This window comes from Mycobacterium branderi (assembly GCF_010728725.1).
GTDB lineage: Bacteria > Actinomycetota > Actinomycetes > Mycobacteriales > Mycobacteriaceae > Mycobacterium > Mycobacterium branderi.
In genome coordinates, this window is sequence record NZ_AP022606.1 from 2885955 (window position 1) to 2905980 (window position 20026).

15 protein-coding genes are annotated in these 20026 nt (G+C 63.1%); 7 read left to right on the forward strand and 8 right to left on the reverse strand.

The features are described 5' to 3' along the window. Window position 1 precedes the first annotated feature (1 nt). Window positions 2-1375 (reverse strand): nicotinate phosphoribosyltransferase, encoded by a 1374-nt coding sequence (locus tag G6N47_RS14805; RefSeq protein WP_083132636.1) that lies wholly within the window; start codon window positions 1373-1375, stop codon window positions 2-4. Between the two features lie 216 nt (window positions 1376-1591). Here G6N47_RS14805 and G6N47_RS14810 point away from each other — a divergent pair, with 216 nt between their 5' ends. Both G6N47_RS14810 and G6N47_RS14815 read left to right on the forward strand, forming a co-directional pair. Continuing rightward, entirely contained in the window at window positions 1592-1960 is a 369-nt protein-coding gene (locus tag G6N47_RS14810) for a SpoIIAA family protein (RefSeq protein ID WP_083132530.1), read from the forward strand. Window positions 1961-2097: 137 nt separating this feature from the next. Next, on the forward strand, window positions 2098-3897 hold the full coding sequence (locus G6N47_RS14815) for a sensor histidine kinase (protein ID WP_372517465.1): 1800 nt from the start codon (window positions 2098-2100) through the stop codon (window positions 3895-3897). On the opposite strand, the gene G6N47_RS14820 is transcribed toward G6N47_RS14815, so the two are convergent. Continuing rightward, window positions 3839-4726 carry a universal stress protein gene (locus G6N47_RS14820; RefSeq protein WP_083132531.1) on the reverse strand — a complete coding sequence of 296 codons (888 nt, stop codon included), beginning with the start codon at window positions 4724-4726 and terminating at the stop codon, window positions 3839-3841. The genes G6N47_RS14815 and G6N47_RS14820 overlap by 59 nt on opposite strands. A gap of 222 nt (window positions 4727-4948) precedes the next feature. On the opposite strand from G6N47_RS14820, the gene G6N47_RS14825 reads away from it, so the two are divergent. Further along, window positions 4949-5929 carry an Acg family FMN-binding oxidoreductase gene (locus G6N47_RS14825; RefSeq protein ID WP_139799560.1) on the forward strand — a complete coding sequence of 327 codons (981 nt, stop codon included), beginning with the start codon at window positions 4949-4951 and terminating at the stop codon, window positions 5927-5929. Between the two features lie 22 nt (window positions 5930-5951). Next, window positions 5952-9599, forward strand: a complete 3648-nt coding sequence (gene otsB, locus G6N47_RS14830) for a trehalose-phosphatase (RefSeq protein WP_083132532.1) — start codon at window positions 5952-5954, stop codon at window positions 9597-9599. Here otsB and G6N47_RS14835 read toward each other — a convergent pair. Then, window positions 9568-10986 carry a WS/DGAT/MGAT family O-acyltransferase gene (locus G6N47_RS14835; RefSeq protein ID WP_083132533.1) on the reverse strand — a complete coding sequence of 473 codons (1419 nt, stop codon included), beginning with the start codon at window positions 10984-10986 and terminating at the stop codon, window positions 9568-9570. The genes otsB and G6N47_RS14835 overlap by 32 nt on opposite strands. A gap of 111 nt (window positions 10987-11097) precedes the next feature. Here G6N47_RS14835 and G6N47_RS14840 point away from each other — a divergent pair, with 111 nt between their 5' ends. After that, window positions 11098-11538 carry a pyridoxamine 5'-phosphate oxidase family protein gene (locus G6N47_RS14840; protein ID WP_083132534.1) on the forward strand — a complete coding sequence of 147 codons (441 nt, stop codon included), beginning with the start codon at window positions 11098-11100 and terminating at the stop codon, window positions 11536-11538. A gap of 18 nt (window positions 11539-11556) precedes the next feature. On the opposite strand, the gene G6N47_RS14845 is transcribed toward G6N47_RS14840, so the two are convergent. The 5 genes from G6N47_RS14845 to G6N47_RS14865 all read right to left on the reverse strand — a co-directional run bounded on the left by G6N47_RS14845 (window position 11557) and on the right by G6N47_RS14865 (window position 17186). Continuing rightward, on the reverse strand, window positions 11557-13953 hold the full coding sequence (locus G6N47_RS14845) for a cation-translocating P-type ATPase (protein WP_083132535.1): 2397 nt from the start codon (window positions 13951-13953) through the stop codon (window positions 11557-11559). Between the two features lie 143 nt (window positions 13954-14096). Beyond that, entirely contained in the window at window positions 14097-14564 is a 468-nt protein-coding gene (locus tag G6N47_RS14850; RefSeq protein WP_083132536.1) for a hypothetical protein, read from the reverse strand. A 274-nt stretch (window positions 14565-14838) separates the two neighbouring features. Next, on the reverse strand, window positions 14839-15111 hold the full coding sequence (locus tag G6N47_RS14855) for a DUF1918 domain-containing protein (RefSeq protein ID WP_083132537.1): 273 nt from the start codon (window positions 15109-15111) through the stop codon (window positions 14839-14841). Between the two features lie 106 nt (window positions 15112-15217). Continuing rightward, window positions 15218-16099 (reverse strand): 3-oxoacyl-[acyl-carrier-protein] synthase III C-terminal domain-containing protein, encoded by an 882-nt coding sequence (locus tag G6N47_RS14860; RefSeq protein WP_083132538.1) that lies wholly within the window; start codon window positions 16097-16099, stop codon window positions 15218-15220. Further along, window positions 16083-17186, reverse strand: coding sequence for a 3-oxoacyl-ACP synthase III family protein (locus G6N47_RS14865; RefSeq protein ID WP_083132639.1), 1104 nt, complete (start codon window positions 17184-17186; stop codon window positions 16083-16085). Before G6N47_RS14865 ends, G6N47_RS14860 begins: the two co-directional genes overlap by 17 nt. Window positions 17187-17443: 257 nt before the next feature. Between G6N47_RS14865 and G6N47_RS14870 the strand changes: the two genes are divergently transcribed. Next, a complete protein-coding gene (locus tag G6N47_RS14870; RefSeq protein ID WP_083132539.1) occupies window positions 17444-19090 on the forward strand; it encodes an NAD-dependent malic enzyme in 1647 nt (548 codons plus the stop codon). A gap of 25 nt (window positions 19091-19115) precedes the next feature. Further along, entirely contained in the window at window positions 19116-20024 is a 909-nt protein-coding gene (locus tag G6N47_RS14875) for a universal stress protein (RefSeq protein WP_083132540.1), read from the forward strand. Window positions 20025-20026: the final 2 nt, after the last annotated feature.

A 20026-nucleotide genomic window follows, 5' to 3' on the forward strand; every position in this document is an offset into this window, starting at 1 on the left:
TTCAGCCAGCATACGTTGAGATGTTCTTTTCCCAGGTACGACGCAGCCTTTCAAGCTCGCATTCAATCCCCGGGCTGACGTCGACCGGATATGGCCCCCCACTGCGGTCGAGCGAACGAAGCTGAGCCGGGAGCGCGTCAACCTGGGAACGCGCGCGTTGTCGCACCGCCTCCAGACTGAAATCGTGCCCAGAGAGACGTCGGCCATTCTTCATGACTGGCACCAGCAACGGCTCGCCGTCGAGCTGTTCGTCGGGCTTACCGATCGTGTCGCCGGCGAAGACTCCGTGATCGAGCCTGCGCAAAACCTGCTTTCGCCCCGGGTATATCACCTTGCCGCTGGAGAACTTGGTGCGCCCGACGCCGTCGTACTCGACGAGCTTGTAAGCCATATCCAACGCAGGCGCATCTTGGGCGACCACCACCTTGGTACCAACCGCGAACCCGTCGATCGGGCAGTCGTCGTCCATCAGCGCCGCCACCCGATACTCGTCAAGACCCGACGAGGCAAAAATTCGGACCTGGGTCAAACCTGCGGCGTCGAGCTTGGCGCGCGTCGCCTTCGACAGCGCACCGAGATCCCCCGAATCGAGCCGGATTGCGCGCACATCGAAGCGATCCCCGGAACGCTCTGCGAGCTTGACGACCTGATCGACCCCACGCAGCGTGTCGTAAGTGTCGACGAGCAATGTGGTGCCTGGATAGAGCCGAGCGAACGCCTCGAACGCGTCGAGCTCGTCATCGAACGCTTGGATGAAGCTGTGCGCCATGGTGCCGTACGCGGGAATTCCGTAGAGGCAGGCGGCGAGCAAGTTCGACGTGCCCGCCATGCCGGCCAGGTAGCCGGACCGGGCGACCTTGACAGCGGCGTCGGTGCCGTGTGCGCGCCGGGCTCCGAAATCCACGACTGTCCGCCCCCGAGCGGCTTCGACCACCCGGGCCGCCTTGCTCGCGATCACACTTTGCAGGTGGATCTGGTTCACCACAAGTGTTTCGGCAAGTTGGGCTTCGGCAATCGGCGCGATCACCTGCACGATCGGCTCGTGCGGAAAGACCAGAGTCCCCTCCGGCACCGCCCACACGTCCCCGGTGAAACGTACGCCGGCGAGCCGATGCAGGAACGCGGGGCTAAACAGGCCCAATCCCCGCAGGTACTCAATGTCATCCGGCTGGAAGCGCATCGCTTCGAGGAAGTCGAGCACGTCCGATAGGCCAGCGGCCATCACGTAGGAGCGGCCTTGCGGGAGTTTGCGGAACATCGTTTCGAAGACGGCCGTGCCCGACATCCCTTCGGCCGCATAGGCCTGCGCCATGGTGATCTCGTAAAGATCCGTGAACAGCGCACTGACGTGCTGCGGGAGCGTCCTGACGGTCATCACGGCCACCTGGTTAGCTGCCACGCGTTCATTGCGATACCTCCGTGTCGAACGGGTTGTCCGCTGAGATGGCAACCGCGCCAGAGTTATCCGACCATTTCGCGCGAGTCCGACGGTAGGGACGTAAGTCCTGCCCCTTCAGGCCGTTTGTCGGTTGGGCAGGCACCGTCGACTCGGGCAGCATGACTGAGGTGACGAGCGAGGAAGGAGAATTCGATGATCGAAGTACTGCCAGATATGCCAAAGGGAGTCACCGGTATTCGGGTGTCGGGCCGGCTGCGTGGTGACGACCTACGCGAGTTCCGGCCTGCCATCGAGGAGCTGCTGAAAACCGGCGAGGTCAGGATCGTGGAAGTCATCGCGTCCGACTACGAGGGCTTCGGGCCCGGCGGATTGGTCGAGGACCTGAAGCTGGGTTTTGGCGCTGTCTTACAGCATCATTCGGCTTTCAAGCGAATCGCGGTAGTGTCCGACAAGGAATGGGTCGTCCATACCTTGCATGCGCTGGCGTGGATGATCCCCGGCGAGCTGGCCGTGTTCGGCCTCGACGAATTCGAGCGTGCAAAGGAATGGGCGGCCGGCTGAACGCTCTGGCCCGTGCGAGCGTTGTAGCTGTGTCAGCCCGCTTGATGGCAGCGGTACTAGTACGTACCAGGGCGGCATCGTCGGACAGCAATCCTATTGTGCATGCGTAGAGCGTGCGCCGGTGCCACAATCCTGGTGTGACCGACGACTTCCGCCAGTACGGGGATCGCGGGATGCACCCCCTTCGCGAGACCCTGTCGCAACTGCGCCTGCGTGAGCTGCTGGTCGAAGTGCAGGCCCGTGTCGAGGAAATCGTCGAAGGCCGTGACCGGATTGACGGGCTGGTCGAGGCGATGCTGGCTATCACGTCGGGTCTTGAGCTGGACGCGACGTTGCGCAGGATCGTGCATACCGCGAAAGAACTGGTTGACGCCGAGTACGGCGCCCTCGGAGTACGCGGGCAGGGCCACGACCTGGTCGAGTTCGTCTACGAGGGCATCGACGAGGACACCCGCGCGCTCATCGGGGAGCTTCCGCAGGGCCGCGGTGTTCTCGGCGTGCTGATCGACGACCCGAAACCAATTCGGTTGGACAACATCCAACAACATCCGGCGTCCGTCGGCTTTCCGCCCAATCACCCACCCATGCGAACTTTTCTCGGTGTTCCGGTGCAGATTCGCGACGAAGTGTTCGGCAACCTCTACTTGACCGAAAAAAGGAACGGTCAACCGTTTAGTGAGGACGACGAGGTTCTGGTGCAGGCTTTGGCCGCCGCGGCCGGTATCGCGATCTCCAACGCCAGACTTTACGAGCAGTCACGAACCCGTCAGGTCTGGATTACGGCAACGCGCGACATTGCCACGGAAATGCTGTATGGCGCCGATCCCGCGACGGTGTTCCGGCTGGTCGCCGACAAGGCGCTGCTGCTGACCAAGGCCGCAGCCACCCTGGTTGCGGTGCCCGCCGACCCCGATATGGCTTCCTCGGAGGTCGTCGAACTGGTGGTCACCGATGCGGCGGGTGCGGTGTCGATCCCGGTCGGTGGAGCCGTGATTCCGGTGCACGGCACACCCGTCGGTGAAGCGTTCCGGCTCCGGACCCCGCGACGATTCGACGACTTGGATCTGGGCATCGACCCGCTCATTCCCCCAGGTCCCGCACTGGTACTTCCGCTACGTACCAGCGACGCGGTCGCGGGTGTGCTTGTTGCGCTCGGCCACCCTCGCACACACCAGTTCGACGACGAGCAGCTCGACATGTTGGCCGCGTTCGCCGACCAGGCCGCACTGGCGTGGCAGCTCGCGAGCTCTCAACGCCGGATGCGGGAACTCGACGTGCTGACCGACCGCGACCGGATTGCACGGGACCTGCACGATCACGTTATCCAGCGTCTGTTCGCCGTCGGACTCACGCTGCAGGGAGCCGTACCGCGAGCGCGGGTACCGGAAGTGCAACAACGCCTCTCCGAGAGCATCGACGATCTCCAACAAGTGATCCAGGAAATCCGTACGGCGATCTTCGACCTGCACACCCCACCGGCGGCCGGCAGCCGGCTGCGGCAACGGCTGGAGGAGGCGATCGCCCAATTCTCCGGCAACGCCCTACGGACCACCGTCGAGTTCATCGGCCCGCCGGCAGTGGTGGACGCAGACGTCGCTGATCATGCGGAAGCCGTTGTGCGGGAAGCGGTCAGCAACGCCGTCCGGCACGCCCACGCCACCGTACTCAACGTCATTGTCAATGTCGGAGACGACCTGTGTATCGAAGTCGCCGACAACGGTCTAGGCATGCCGCAGAAGATCAACGGTGGCGGTTATGGCCTGAGGAACCTGCGCCGTCGTGCTGCCGAAATCGGTGGCAGCCTGACGATCGAGACCCCACCCGACGGTGGGACGGTGCTGCGGTGGTCGGTGCCACTGCACTCATGGCGATACGCTGCTACGCCTCGCGAGCAACGATCACCGGCATCCGGGCCGAGTGGGCCAGCGCCGCACTGACCGAGCCCAGCAACATACCTGCGAATGCACCCCAGCCATGACTGCCCACAACCGTCAGCTGCGCCGATTCCGACTGCTTTATCAGGTGGTAAATGGGGTGGTCACACTCCACCAGGCGTCGCACGGTCACGTCGGGGTAGCGCTCCTGCCAGCCGGCCAAACGCTCGGCGAGGATCTCCTCCGCTTGCGGTTTCATCGCGGGCCAGTCGATGGCGGGGAAATCGTTCACTTCGACGTCGCTCCAGACGTGCAGCGCGACGAGCTCCACACCTCGCCACGAGGCTTCGTCGAAGGCGATCGCGGTCGCCAGCTCCGACATCCGCGAACCGTCAATCCCCACGAGCACCGGGGCTTGCGCCGGATGCGGCATCAACGGGTCCTCGTCATGGATGATCGCAACTGGGCTGTGCGCGTGCTGGATCAGGTTAGAACTCACCGAGCCCAGTAGGGTTCGGGCTACTGCCCCTCGCCCCCGGGAGCCGACCACGACCAGCTGGGCCTCTTTGGACAAGTCGACCAAAGCAGGAACGATGGGCGCGAACAACACCCCGCTTTCGATCTTGACCGGACCGCCGCTCCGGCTGCTTTGCTGCGCGATCTTGACGGCGTCGTCGATGACCTCCTGCCCCCGCTCTACCTGCCACCGCGCAAAGGCTGTAGGCATCGGCGCTTTGGGCAGCGTCACCCCTAGAGGCTTGACGGCGTGCACGATCGTGAGTGGCACGTTGCGCATCGCGGCGTCGCGTGCCGCCCAATCGACGGCACAGTTCGAGGCAGGTGATCCGTCGACGCCGACCAAGATGCCCGAATAGCTTGTCGGGGCAGACATTTTGCATCTCCTTACAGCTAGGACGAGGCCACAGGGGCCGCTGTCGCCAACGTTAGGAGCATGCGATTCGGTGGTTGAGGAGGCTTAAGTCACTCGAAACGTGGCCATAAGCCCTTGGTGCGGACCGGGTCAGTGCTCTGCCCAATGGGACCAAGGACCCTGGAGGGCGAATGGGGCGATGGCTAGCGTCGACGTCAGAGAACCTCAACCAAGGAGCCCGACATGTCTCGAGCGGCCCCGGACATCGCGGTCATTGAGAGAGCGGTGTTGCTGGCGTGCCGCGCTCCATCCGTGCACAACAGCCAGCCGTGGAACTGGGTTTCCAATGGACAAGTGCTGCAACTTTTCCTCGATCGGCATCGGCGGGTGCCTAGGGCGGATCGTTCCGGTCGAGAAGCGATCATCAGTTGTGGTGCTGCCCTTGATCACCTTCGCATCGCGATGATGGCGGCAGGTTGGCACGCAATTGTCGATCGGTTTCCCAACCCCAACAACTTGGACCATTTGGCGTCAATCGAATTCGCAGCGCTCGATTTTGTCACCGACGCCGCCCGTCAGCGCGCAGACGCGATCCTGCAACGCCGAACCGATCGGCTTCCACTAGGGCGTCCGACCTACTGGCCGGCTTTCGAACCAGTGCTGCGCAGCCGTGTCGACGAAAGCATCGCGATGCTTGACGTGCTCGACGATGACGCCCGGCCGCAACTGGCCAAAGCCTCGCAGCTCACCGAAGCGCTGCGCCGGGACGATGCTTCGTATCATGCCGAACTCCAATGGTGGACATCGCCATTCGCGTTATCTGAGGGTGTACCGCCGGAGGCGCTGGCATCCGCCTCGGAACGGCGGCGGGTGGACGTGGCGCGCGATTTCCCCGCTCGTGGCCTTGGCGAGCGCCGCAGCGAGGTCGCAGTGGATTGGGCGAAGATCCTTGTGCTGTCCACCGCGGAGGACAGCCGACGCGACGCGCTTGGTTGCGGCGAAACTCTGTCCACTGTGTTACTGGAGTGCACGATGGCCGGCTTGGCCACGTGCACGCTGACCCATCTGATCGAACTGGACCAAAGCCGTGACATCGTGCGTGGGCTTATCGGCGGGCGCGGGGAGCCACAGGTGTTGATTCGCGCTGGTATAGCACCACCCATGGAAGACCTGCCTGCACCGACGCCGCGACGGCCGCTCGGCGAGGTACTGGAAATCCGTTAGTTCCGGAGTTCGAGCGATGGATATGGCGCCGGTGACGGTCGATCCGCGCTACTACGATGCGGTGGTCTTCGACCTTGACGGCGTAGCGACCGATGCAGCGGTGGCCGCTTCCGTCGTCGCGTTCGTACGCAAGTTGCGTGACGCCGGGGTGCGCGTCGGCATCCATTCATCTTGCCCTGATTGGCGGCAAGGCTTCATTACTCCCGGTATTGGCGACATTTCTCCCGTTGAAGTCGACGGCGCTGTAACGCTGGATGCGACTGTATTGCTCGAAACCGCAAGACGCCTTGATGTGGCGGCCGGCCGGTGCGTCGCTATCGAAGGCTCCGCCGCCGGCGTGAGCGCGGGCCGTGATGCCGGGTTCGGCCTCGTTATCGGTGTCGATCGAACTGAGCATGCCGACGAGTTGCGCCGAAGCGGTGCGGATACGGTGGTGGGCGACCTCGCTGCTATTGCAGTGCGCGCCGGTGACCGTCGGATGCCAACGCTTCCCGATGCGTTGCAATCCTACGGCCAAATCGCCGCGGCGGCCGCGACGCGACGCCTTGCGGTCCTGCTGGACTTCGATGGAACTCTGTCGGACATCGTCGACGATCCCGACGCTGCAACGTTGGTCGAGGGTACCGCAGAGGCACTCAAGGCGTTGGCCGCCCAGTGCGAGGTCGCTGTGCTGTCCGGACGTGACCTGGCCGACGTCGCCGCGCGTGTCGGACTGCCCGGTATCTGGTACGGGGGCAGTCACGGCTTTGAGTTGACGGCACCCGATGGCTCACGGCACCGGTACGAGGCCGCCGCGTCGGCCGTCGAGGTGCTTGGAAGCGCGGCCGCCGAATTGCGGGAACGGTTTGCGCATTCACACGGTATTCGTGTGGAGCACAAGCGGTTCGCGGTGGCTATTCATTACCGCCACGCCGCCCCGGAGGTAGTTCGCGAGGTGACAGCCACCGTGCGCGCGGTAGGGCTGCGCAGCGGCCTTCAGGTCACTACCGGACGCAAAGTCATCGAACTTCGACCGGACGTCGCGTGGGACAAAGGGACGATGCTGGAGTGGATCCTGCATCGGATTGCCCAGCCCGATCCACTCTTACCGGTCTACATCGGTGACGATCTCACTGACGAGGACGCTTTCGACGTGGTGCGAGACATCGGCGTCGGGATCGTCGTGCGCCACGACGAGGACGGTGACCGTCCCTCGGCTGCCCGGTTCGCGTTGGACGGCCCCGACGCGGTGCGCGAATTCCTCTATCGGTTGGCGCAGGAGCTAGCGGCAGCGCACGACCAAAGCAGCAATCCGTGGACTTTCACGTTCGGAGGTTATGACCCGGGCGCCGAGCCGCTGCGCGAGGCATTGTGCACGGTGGGCAACGGCTACTTCGCCACTCGCGGCTGCGCGCCGGAGTCGTCTGCCGGAGAAGTTCATTATCCGGGCACCTACGCCGCCGGCATCTACAATCGCCTCACCGACCGGATCGAGGGCCGGACCGTCAGCAACGAAAGCCTTGTAAACCTGCCGAACTGGCTGCCGTTGACATTTCGGATCGGGGCCGGGCCGTGGCTCGACACCGACAATGTCGAGCTGTTGTCCTATCTGCAAACTTTGGACCTGCGCGGGGCGACATTGACCACCGAGTTCCGCTTCCGCGACCCTGAAGGCCGGGTCAGCTCGGTGACCCAACGCAGATTCGCGTCTATGCATCAACCCCATGTAGCCGCCCTGGAAGCGACGGTGAGAGCTGAGAACTGGTCCGGCACAATAGAATTCCGCTCCGCCATACACGGTGACGTGCAGAACCGGTTGGTGAAACGTTACCGGAATCTGTCCAGCAAGCACCTCACAGTGACCCAGGCGCGCGAGTTGTCCGGCGACTCAGTGCTTTTGGGAGTTGCCACCGTGACGTCCCGGATACGGATCGCCATCGCGGCGCGCACCACCGTGTGGTGTGGCGACAAACCGGCACGGGCCGATTATCGCCTAGTGCGGGATCCGGCGCGCATCGGCCACGATATCGCGATCAACCTGATGGCCGGGCAATCGGTGACCCTGGAGAAGGTCGCCACCATTGTCACCGGCCGCGACCGAGCGATATCCCGACCGGCCGACGAGGCTGAACAACAGCTACGCCGCCTCGGTCGGTTCGCCCAGCTTCTGCGAAGTCACACGCTGTTGTGGGGACATCTGTGGGAACGATTCAACGTCGATATCGGCGACAACCCCGACGAACTTCGCATTGTGCGCCTGCACTTGTTGCACCTCTTGCAGACCCTGTCACCACACACTGCTGACCTCGACGTCGGGGCGCCGGCGCGCGGCCTGCACGGCGAGGCCTACCGCGGGCACATCTTCTGGGACGAATTGTTGATCTTTCCCGTCCTGAACATGCATCTGCCGATGGTCACCCGATCGCTTTTGCAGTATCGCTATCGGCGGCTGCCGCAGGCCCGCCGCGCCGCCGCTGAGGCCGGTTATGCCGGCGCGATGTTTCCCTGGCAATCGGGCAGTGACGGTCGCGAAGAAAGTCCGGAGCTGCACCTGAACCCGCGTTCGGGCCGATGGAACCCCGATCCCAGCGCACGCGCCCACCATAGTGGTATCGCCGTCGCCTACAACGTCTGGCAGTACTACCAGGTGACCGGCGACACCGACTACCTGGTCGACTACGGAGCGGAGATGCTCGCCGAAATCGCCAGATTCTGGGTGAGTTTGGCCAGTTTTGATACTGAACGCGAACGCTACGCGATCCGCGGCGTCATCGGGCCCGACGAGTTTCACTCGGGCTACCCGGGGCGCATCTACGACGGTGTCGACAACAACGCCTACACCAACGTGATGGCAGTCTGGGTGATCGTACGCGCCATGGAAGCACTCGAGTTGCTGCCGTTGTCGGACCGACTCGATCTATTGGAAAGGCTCAGTATCGACGGTCCGGAACTCGACCGGTGGGACGACGTGAGCCGGCGCATGTTCGTGCCGTTTCACGATGGCGTGATCAGCCAATTTGAGGGCTATGAGCAGCTTACCGAGCTGGATTGGGCCGCGTATCGCAGGCGATACGGCAACATCGGTCGTCTGGACCGGATTCTGGAGGCTGAAGACGACAACGTCAATTACTACAAGGCATCGAAGCAAGCCGACGCGCTGATGCTGTTCTATCTGCTCTCCGCCGACGAGCTGCGCGAACTGTTCGGTCGGCTCGGCTATCGATTCACCCCTGACCAGATCCCGAAGACCATCGACTACTACCGATCCCGCACCTCACACGGATCGACCTTGAGCGCCGTCGTGCATTCGTGGGTGCTGACCCGCGGTGACCGCGACCGGGCGCTGGAATATTTCCGGCAGGCCCTGCTGTCCGACATCGCCGATATCCAGGGTGGCACAACCGCCGAGGGCATTCACCTGGCGGCCATGGCTGGCAGCGTCGACTTGATCCAGCGATGTTTCACCGGTCTGGAATTCCGCTCCGATCGCATCGTTCTCAGTCCGTTGTGGCCAGAATCCCTAGGGAAGCTCGCATTTCCGCTGCGGTATCGCGGCCACCGCCTACACTTGGAGGTACACGGCCGTCGCGCCAAGGTCAGTTCGGATTCCGAACAGAGTTACGGGATCGACATCGAGTGCCGTGGTGAGGTGCAACGCGTCATGCCCGGGCATACCGTCGAGTTCGGGTGACGGGTCGTGTGCGCTGGCGTCGACGACGCCGACTGAGCGCCGCTAGTCGTGCCACCGCATGTTCGATACCAGTACTGAGTCGATCGACGTCGGGGGCGCTGTCGTGGTCGGCGGTGATACCGAAGATAAAACTGTCCGCATAGCTCACCATTGCGATACCCGTGCGCAGGCCCAGCGCAATCGGTGGTACCGGCAAAACTTCCAGCACCTCGCGGCCCAACAGTTTTTGCCGACTACGAGGTCCGGGGACATTAGTGGCCAAGGCTGACACCGCACGCTGCGGCAACCGGGTTAAGAATCGAACTGTCCAGGCGGACAATGCAAACGGGACTGTGTTGGCCATCGACAGGAATGCGGTGGCACCTTCGCGCTGGCCACTGTCCTTGGCTGTCATCAGGCGAGAGTGTATGAGTTCAAGCTGCCTGACCGGATCCGGCTCGTCGACCGGTAATAGCGGTAGCATCGCTGAGGCTCGATTGTCGGTTCGGTGAAAGTCTTTCATCGACCGGACTGACACCGGAACCAGGGTGCGCAACGAATCGTGTCGGGGCTGTTCACCCCGGCCGATCAGCAGATTGCGGTAGCTGTCGGTGATCGCGGCCAATGCCACATCATTGATCGTGACATCGAAAGCGCGGCAAACCTTTTCCATCTCGGCGAGTTTGACTCTCGCCGCAGTGTAGCGCCGCAGCGTGGTCAACGGTCCCGTCAGCGACGACTCCGGCCGCGAACTCAGCAGACTCGTGGTCAGCTCAATCACGCCCACCGCGGCGTGTTGTGCGGCAGCGGTTGCCGCGACCGCGGCATGCCACGTACGGGACAACCAGGCCATCGGGTTCGTGTTCGTCGGGAGTAGGGGCAGGGCGCGTCCTTCCGGTTCCCTGGCAGCGCGAATGTTTTTCGCGAACGTATCGCCCGGGCCGCTGTCACTGAGCTTCGCCAGCATCTGGGTGGTGGCAATGCCGTCGGCGATGCAGTGGTGGAGTTTCACAAGGACCGCCCACCGGTCGTCGGTGAGGCCTTCGATGATCCAGCACTCCCACAGTGGGCGCTCACGGTCGAGGCGCTGCTGCATGAGAGTCGCGATCATCCGGAACAGCTCAGCATCGTCGCCGGGGTCTGGCAGTGCGACACGATATACATGATGCGAGATATCGAAATGCCGGTCCTCCACCCACTCCGGTGGGCCGAGGTCGAATGGATGGGTATGAAGTGTCTGCGTGCAGCGGGGAATTGCGCGTACCCGCTTGGCGAAAGCGGAGACGAACTCGTCATACCGGGGAGCCGGCCCAGCGACTACGGACACCGCACCGATCGCCAAGCTCACGTGCGGATCTGAGTCCTCGGCCTCAAGAAAGCTGGCGTCCAGCGCTGTCAGGCGCTCCATGACGCCACTGTCCGCCCGGCACGCCGCCAATAGCAGGGTCGGAAGTCCTCATGTTGGAGGACAAAAGATGCTGTAAAAGCCGGCCGCGGCGGTCATATCGTTGACAACGTGATGAACAAGGAATCGGGTTGCGAGCCGGTCACGATCCTTTCAGTCAGCGAAAGTTGGGATCTCCTGGGCAGTGTGGCGCTTGGGCGCCTCGTCACAAGCGTCGAGGGCCAGACCGAGATCTTTCCGGTCAACTTCGTTGTACAGCGACGAACCATCCTCTTTCGCACCGCGGAGGGAACCAAGCTGGTCAGCACCGCCATCAACAATAACGTTCTTTTCGAGGCCGACGACCACAATGCGGCCGAGGGCTGGAGCGTGATCGTGAAGGGTACGGCCCGCACGCTGCATACCGACGAGGAGCTAAAAGACGCTCAGCGGGCACAACTGCTGCCCTGGACCGCCACGCTCAAGCAGCATTACGTTCGTATTCTTCCGACTTCGGTGACGGGCCGCCGTTTCCGGTTCGGCCCCGAACCCAGCCCGGAATCCACTTTCGCCTAGAAGCCGGTGGCGCGAGAGTCACACCTCCGACTGGCGCCACAAGCGCGGCGATGCTCCGCGCGTCGAGGCTTGCCACCACCACAGTGCTTCGACAATCGCTGCGCCGAAAACGCCAATCTCCAGCGCGGCAGCGGTCAATGCGACATTCGACGGATCGAGCCCGAACTTGTGCTGTGTCAGCGGAATATTGAAGATCACGACGTACGCCGCACCCGACAGCGCAACCAATGCCACCCGCCACCAGCTGTAGGGCCGGGCCACCACCGCCAGCACCCACACAGCGATCACCAGCAGGGTGATCAACGCTGAGGTCGACGCCTGCATCTGCTGCGCACGGGTGGCCGCGGGCCCTCGGAAAGCCAACAGGTAACACGCAAACGTGGCGATCCCGGCGACCGCGCCGTTGGGTACCGCGGCCATCATTACCCGGCGAACGAACCCGGGTTGGGCGCGTTCGTTGTTGGGCGCCAGCGACAGAATGAATGCGGGGACCCCGATGGTGAACCACGCCGCGATCGTCACCTGAATCGGCTCGAACGGAAACATCAGCGACTTGGCACCCGTCGCTTTGGCGACCAGGCCGGCCATGCCAACCAGCAGCGCCAACAGCACCGAGTAGACCGTCTTGGTAAGAAACAGGTTGGCTACCCGCTCGATGTTGCCGATCACCCGGCGGCCTTCGGCCACCACATACGGCAAGGTGGCGAACTTGTTGTCCAGCAGCACGATCTGGGCGACCGCCCGCGACGCGGAGCTGCCGGCTCCCATTGCAACGCCGACATCGGCGTCCTTGAGAGCCAGCACGTCGTTGACACCATCCCCGGTCATCGCGACGGTGTTGCCGCGCGATTGCAGTGCCCTCACCATCGCGCGCTTCTGGTCCGGCCGGACCCGGCCGAAGGCGGTGTACCTCTCCAGCATTTCAGCCAGTTGACCCGCGTCGGCGGGCAAGTCACGAGCGTCCACCGCATTCCCGGCAAGGCCCAGTGCTGATGCCACCGCGCCCACTGAGACGGCATTGTCACCGGAAACCACCTTTACGGAAACACCCTGTGCACCAAAGTAATCCAAGGTTTCACGGGCGTCGGCGCGGATACTTTGCTGCAACACGACCAATGCGGCCGGGATGACTGGGCTTGGTGCGTCTGGATGGTCGACCGGCAGGTCGATGCGGCCCAGTAGTAGTACCCGTAGTCCGCGTGATCCGAGCTGCTCGGCCCGCTCGGCGACCGCTGAGGATGAGTCCAGCAACACGTCGGGTGCCCCGAGTACCCAGTTGCCGTGCTCGCCAAAGGAGAGCCCACTCCACTTGGTGGCCGACTTGAACGGAGTGCTGGCTGTGACGGTCCAGCCGGGCGGGTTGTTGTAGGCGTCGGCGATGGCCTGGATGCTGGCATTGGGGCGGGCATCGGAGGCGGCCATCGACGCCAGGACATCCGTGAGCGTGTCCATATCCGCCGTGTTCAGCTGCTGCAGATCGGTTACATGCATCCGGTTTTCGGTCAATGTGCCGGTTTTGTCGGCGCATACCACGTTGACCCGCGCCAGGCCCTCGATGGCGGGGAGTTCTTGGACCAGGCATTGTCTCCGTCCGAGGCGAACCACGCCCACGGCGAACGCGATCGAGGTCATCAACACCAGGCCCTCGGGAACCATCGGGACCAGTGCGCCCACCATACGCAATACCGACTGCCGCCAGCCGACGTGCGTGGTGAACAGCTGGGTATAGATGATCAGCAGCCCGGCCGGAAGCAGCAAATAGGTGATGAACTGCAGGATCTTGTTGATTCCGGTCCGCAGCTCGGAGCGCACCAAAGTGAACTTCCTGGCTTCTTCGGTCAGCCGCGCGGCGTAGGCGTCGCGTCCGACCTTCGTGGCCCTGTAGGCGCCGGCACCCGCGACGACGAAACTGCCGGACATCACGGCGTCGCCGGGCGCCTTCAAAACCGAATCGGCCTCCCCGGTGAGCAGTGACTCGTCGACTTCGAGTCCGGACTCCTCGACGACCACACCGTCGACGACGATCTGATCACCCGGGCCCAGCTCGATGATGTCGTCGAGCACCACCTCGTTAGGTGACAATTCACGTGTTTCGGCTGCGCGGCGCACCCGCGGTTTGGCCTGTCCGACGATCGCGAGTCTGTCCAGCGTCTGCTTGGCGCGCAGTTCTTGAACCATGCCGACAAAGCTGTTGGCGATGATCAAAACTCCGAACAAGCCGTTGATCAGCGAACCCGTCGCCAGCACGATGGCGAACAGTATCCCCAGGATCGCGTTGATCCGGGTGAAGACGTTGGCCCGCACGATATCGGCCGCGCTGCGGGTCGCCCGGCTGGGAAGATCGTTGGTCTTGCCGTTGGCAACTCGTTGGGCCACCTCGGCGTCGGTGAGTCCGGCAGCGAGCGAAGCGGTCATGAAGCGCAAGCCTATCGAGCAAGCACGGTGATCCGTCGATTCCAGAGCCTAAAGTCACTCACGGCATCTGGCGTCGACCTCTGGCGCACGACGTGACTCCCTGCGACCTGAGTGACCGCGGACGCCAGTCGTGCTGTTCAACATCACGCGGCACGCGGCACGTCGGGCGTCGAACGGGTCGTCTGGGATGTGGGCCGACTCGGTGCAGGAACCCAACCAACGTAGGTCAAGTACAAACCGATCAGGCCCATAATGGCGAAGCCGGCCCACCACCAGCTGGTTGCGTCAAGCGCAGAGTCGGCGAGCGAGACATAGGTCTGGGGAAAAGCCATCAGGAACAGGCCCTTGAGCACCGTCAACCATCCGAGCGCGGAAACGATGATGGCGGCGGCACCACGCCAGTACTGATGAAGCGCAACGACAACCAGGCCGCTCAGCAGAATGAACGCGCCAGTGACCCAAGGCCACACGGAGTTTGCGCCGAACTCCGAAAGGAGCGTTCGCATGTCGGAGGTGCGGGCCACAGTCGTCGCAATCACCAGGACGAGGAACGGACCGATCACCCGGGCGAATTGGCGCGTCCTGGGCTGAGCCTGTTGCAAAGTACTCATTACCTATACCTCTTTCTGGTATTCGAATCCCATTGCGATAGCTCACTACTTGGCGGCCGGTCGGGGAAGGGACGGAAGTCCCGACTTGCTTGGACGTTCGTCAATTCCGCGACCCGCGCCCGAAGGGATGGAATGGCACTTCCGCGACAACGGATGCCGGCACCATGCCCACAGCGCTGACAACACGATGTATGTCTGCAACCGAGTCAGCTGCCGGTGTTCCGGGATACGCGAGTACATCCGGGCAGTCCCGATGTGCGTCGCACGGACCAGATTAATCATCGTCGGAACGGTTGTGTCGAATTGCAGCTTGCACCAAGGCGAATCGTGACCGAGCCCGCTCATCAGCCGCCTGTTGTTCCGCCGGGGTGACCACAATCGCATCAGGCCCCGGGAAAAACAGAGCATGGTGGCCGTTGTCGACCCAGCGCACCATATAGGGAGGTGAGCCGTCTGCGCCCCGCACCTCGGTGATCAACCCGCGGTGCTCCTCGTGTTCATTGGTCCTGCCCTTGACCACCAACCAATCACCCACGTTGGCCTTCATCACATATCCCTTTCGCCCGGATTGGCTTCCAGCATTGCAACGCCGTGAACCCGCGTGGTAGGGCATTACGCCACACGCGAACCGAGTCGAAAGCCTCTTGGGCGCACTAGTTCCCGAAGGGCTGGCAATACAGCGCGGCTCCGGCGGTGATCCCGGCGCCCGCCGCGACGAGCAGCACCCGAGCGCCGGCCGGAAGGCGACCGGTGATGCGGTGTAGCGCTGCCGGCAGTGAGGCGGTGTGGACCTTTTCGTCAGCCGCGACGGTGATCCGTTCGAGCGGAAGGCCGAGTTGGGCGGCAAGGGCCGCGCGGTACCCGCGAAGGGCTGGCGCTGCGACGACCGCGTCGATGTTGTCGAGTTCGAGCGACGACTTGGTAAGGCAGCCGCGTGCCGCCTCGGCGGCGACGGCGGCGATCCGCTGTTCGGCGGTGGGGGAACCATCAAACCGAAGCACGTTGCGCGCATCGCCGAGTCCGACTGTGGCACGGAAGGTCTCACCCTCGTCGGGGCAGTTGGCCCAGTGAAATTGGCTCAAGCCGTCGCCGTTGCTGCTCCACCCGCACAATAGGGCCGCACCGGCCGGGGAGAAGGGGAAGTGTTCGCTCATACCATGTCCTGGGTCGGCATCACCGGTCACGACGAGAGCGCAGTCGATCGTGTGTGACCGAAGGAATCCGTCAACGACCTGCAGCGCGGTCAGCACGCCGCAGGTGCCGTTCGCAATGTCGAAGGAGAACGTGCCGTGCGCGCCCGCGTGCGGATTTTCAGGGTTGGCGCCGATGTCCTCTTGGATCAGTGCGGCAAGGGCCGGTTCCCCAAGGTTGCGGTCGCGGTAGATGCCGGCATTGACCAGGAGGTCCACGTCGTCGGCGTTCCGTCCGGCCCGTTGCAGGCATTGTCTGGCTGCCGAGACCGTCAGCCGCAGCGCGCTGTGGCGGGTGCGCCACCGGCCGCCGGTGACGTCGAGCCGCTCAATGACCGTGCCCATAGCGCTTCACCAAATCCTCGTCGAGGGTGAGCAGCACGACGCCGATCTCCAAACCCGATGCCAAAGCGATCAGCGCGACGGTCTCTCCCGGTTGAATGTGCCCGGCCTCCAGTTCTTCGACCAGGGCCACGGTATGGGTGGTAGAGGCGGTGTTTCCGTATCGGTCTACGGTGATAACCGCATCATGACGGGGGGACTCGCCGAACGACGCCGACACCGCCGCCATGCCTTTGCGGATTGCCCGGGCAGAGGTCTGATGGGTGATCACATGGTCTATGTCGTGAATCGAAATGCCAGCGGCCTCGAGGACTTCGTGCAACAGCAGCGGAGTATTCGAGATCGCCGCACGATGAATGCCCCGAGAATCGGTGAACATTCGGGCGCCCGGATCGCGGCCCTTGGGATAGGCCAGGCACAGTCGACTGTAGTCGGCAACGGTGGTGAACCCGGCCAGCCGTATCCCAGAGGATCCAACTGGTGCACGTTCAAGCAGCAGCGCCGCACCCGCGTCGCCCAGCGTCAGCGAGGCCAGCTCTTTGCTCATGATGTTGCGTATGTGCTTGGCGGCGTTCTGTCCGAGTTGGGAAATGTATTCCCCACTGATCACCAGCCCTCGCTCGACGGCGCCCTGCCGGATCCAGTTGTTGAGTACTGTGACACCGGTCAACATTCCGGCGCACGCATTGGAAACGTCGAATGTCATGGACTTCCCGGCGCCGATCGCCCGGGCCACGGCGCTACTCATCGACGGTTCCAGCCATTGGGTAAGTCCGCCGCGGAACTTCGTGATACTGCAGTTGATCACCACGTCGATCGACGCCGGGTCCTGCTGGGCCCTGGCCAGGCAATCGAACGCTGCCGAGGTCGCGAGACTGTAGGAGTCCTCGTCTCCGATCGAGATCCGGCGCTCATATATGCCGGTCAGTCTTTCGAGGTCGATATGTGTGTGATGCTTTGTGGTGGACATCAATTCGTGAGTCGTCAGATGTGTCGGCGGCAGATATCGGCCGGCGCCGGCTAGCCGGGTACTGAAGGGTGCAGTGGCCCCGTCGCCAGAGACGTCCATCACCAGCCAATGAGTGCCCATCAGGACGGTCACCTCCTTCGCATGGCCGCCGCACCGAACTCGAACTCGACGCTAGAGAGTCTGTGCCGGGACACCAGGGTCGTAGGTCCTCGAGTAAATGGGCCTTCTGACTTGATTGCGCAATGCACAGCGGTACCTGGGGCACCTTGCCGGTCCAGAGTCCAAGGACCCTAGCGACGGCTCGATTGCGGCCATATCGTCAAAACGGCGTAATAAGCGCAGCGCATCGGTCGCAGCAGTTGCCGAAAGGATGTCCGATGACTGACGGCTGTGTGCCGCAGATCCCCTTAGCTCTGGTCACGCCGAGCCTCAATCGAGGCGTCGGCTTTACCCACGAGGAACGGCGACGGCTGGGGCTGACGGGGCGGCTGCCGCCGGCAGTGCTCACACTTGACCAACAGGCAGAGCGCGTATGGCATCAATTACAAAGCGTATCTACGGATTTGGCCCGCAATCTTCTTCTCGAACAACTTCACTACCGCCATGAGCTGCTCTATTACAAGGTGCTGATCGATCACCTGCCTGAATTGATGCCGGTGGTGTACACGCCCACGGTCGGCGAGGCCATCCAGCGTTTCTCCGATGAGTATCGCGGGCAGCGGGGGCTTTACCTATGTATCGACCGACCCGATGAGATCGCCGAATCGTTCCAAACGTTCGGCCTCGGACCTGACGATGTCGATTTGATCGTGTGCACCGACGCCGAATCAATCCTGGGCATTGGCGACTGGGGTGTGGGCGGTATTCAGATTGCCGTGGGAAAGTTGGCTCTCTACACGGCGGGGGGCGGTATCGATCCGCGGCGCAGCATCGCGGTGTCACTTGACGTCGGCACCGACAACGAGCAGCTGCTTCGCGACCCGTTCTATCTGGGCAACCGCCATGCCCGGCGACGCGGGCCCGAGTACGACCGGTTCATCAGACGCTACATCGAAACCGCTCATCGGCTATTCCCCCGGGCGATGCTGCATTTCGAAGACTTCGGGCCGGCCAACGCGCGGGCGATCCTTGGCACATACGGTGGGAAATACTGCGTGTTCAACGATGACATGCAGGGAACCGGTGTGGTGGTTATGGCCACTGTGCACAACGCGCTGAAGGTGACCGGCATCCCGATGCGTGACCAGAAAGTGGTTGTATTCGGCGCCGGAACGGCCGGCATCGGGATCGCCGACCAGATCCGGGATGCGATGGTGGCCGATGGCGCGAGCGTCGAAGACGCCGTGTCGAAGATCTGGCCGATCGACAAGCAGGGCCTGCTCTTTGACGATATGCACGATCTGCGTGATTTCCAGGTTCCCTACGCAAAAAGCCGCCAGCGACTCGGAGTGCGCGCCGGGAACCGGGTGGAATTGGTCGATGCCATCAAGATGGCCGCGCCGACCATTCTCGTGGGCTGCTCGACGGTGCATGGAGCTTTCACTCGCGAGGTCATTGAGGCGATGATGGCATCCTGCGAGCGACCGCTGATCCTGCCGCTGTCAAATCCCACCTCGCGCATGGAATGCACACCGGCCGACGCCTTGGCGTGGTCGGAAGGCAAGGCGCTGTTGGCCAGCGGTAGTCCGGTGCCTCCGGTGGAATACTCCGGGATTACCTACGCGATTGGCCAGGCCAACAATTTGTTGGCGTTTCCGGGCATAGGCCTGGGTGTGGTTGTCGCCGGCGCAAAACGGGTGACCCAGAGGATGCTGCACGCCGCAGCGAAAGCAATTGTGCGAGAAGCTGACCCGATGACTCCCGGCGCTTCACTCTTGCCGGATGTCCAAAACCTGCGAGCGGTGTCGGCAATTGTGGCAGAGGCGGTCTATCACGCCGCCGTCGATGATCAGGTTGCTACCGAGACATACGACCATGTCGCGCAAGCCATGCGGGAAGCGATGTGGCGGCCGAAATACGATTAGACATCCAAGGAGGCATGAGCCAAAAATGTCCAGTCGCGCAATACATTTGGACATCGTGGTAGGTGTCGACGGTTCACCAACGTCTAGTAGTGCTGTTCGTTGGGCCGCGCACGAGGCCAGGATGCGGAAGGTGCCGCTTGTTCTTGCTCACGTCGTGGTTACACCGGCCTGGGGTCCAGCGCCTTGGCTCTTGTCGACTGCCCCGCTGCCTCTTCCTGCCGAGGACGACCGCGCCCTGGATGCCTCGGGCAGAAAGATTATCGCCGATGCCATCAAGATCGTTGAAGAGAGCAGCCGCGATGGTGCGCTTCCGCAAATCAAGAGCGAGCTGTTCTACTCGGTGCCGGTATCCACGCTTGTTGCCATGTCCAAGAAGGCGCAAATGGTGGTGGTCGGCTCTCGTGGGCAGCATGCCTTGCATCGCCTATTGCTCGGCTCGGTCAGCACCGGGTTGGTCCATCACGCGCACTGCCCGGTGGCAGTCATTCACGACGCGATCCCGCCCGCGCCGGACCGTTCCAAGCTGCCGGTGCTGCTGGGCATCGACGGGTCGCCGGTTTCCGAATTGGCAACTGAGATCGCATTCGACGAGGCATCGCGGCGCGGCGTGGACTTGGTTGCCCTGCACGCCTGCACAGACGCCGACGTGTCAAGCGTTCTGTCCATGGAATGGTCTGCCCGGCAGGCTATCCCGCAGGAGACGCTTGCGGAGCGGCTTGCCGGCTGGCGCGAGCGTTATCCGGACGTCGCCATTCATCCCCGAATCGTGTGGGACAACCCCGCCCGCCATCTGCTCGACCAATCCGACTCAGCCCAGCTCGTTGTAGTCGGCAGCCACGGCCGCGGCGGATTCGCCGGAATGCTGCTGGGATCGGTCAGCACGGCGGTGGTCCATGCGGCCCGCGTTCCGGTGATTGTGGCTCGCCAGCGCTAACG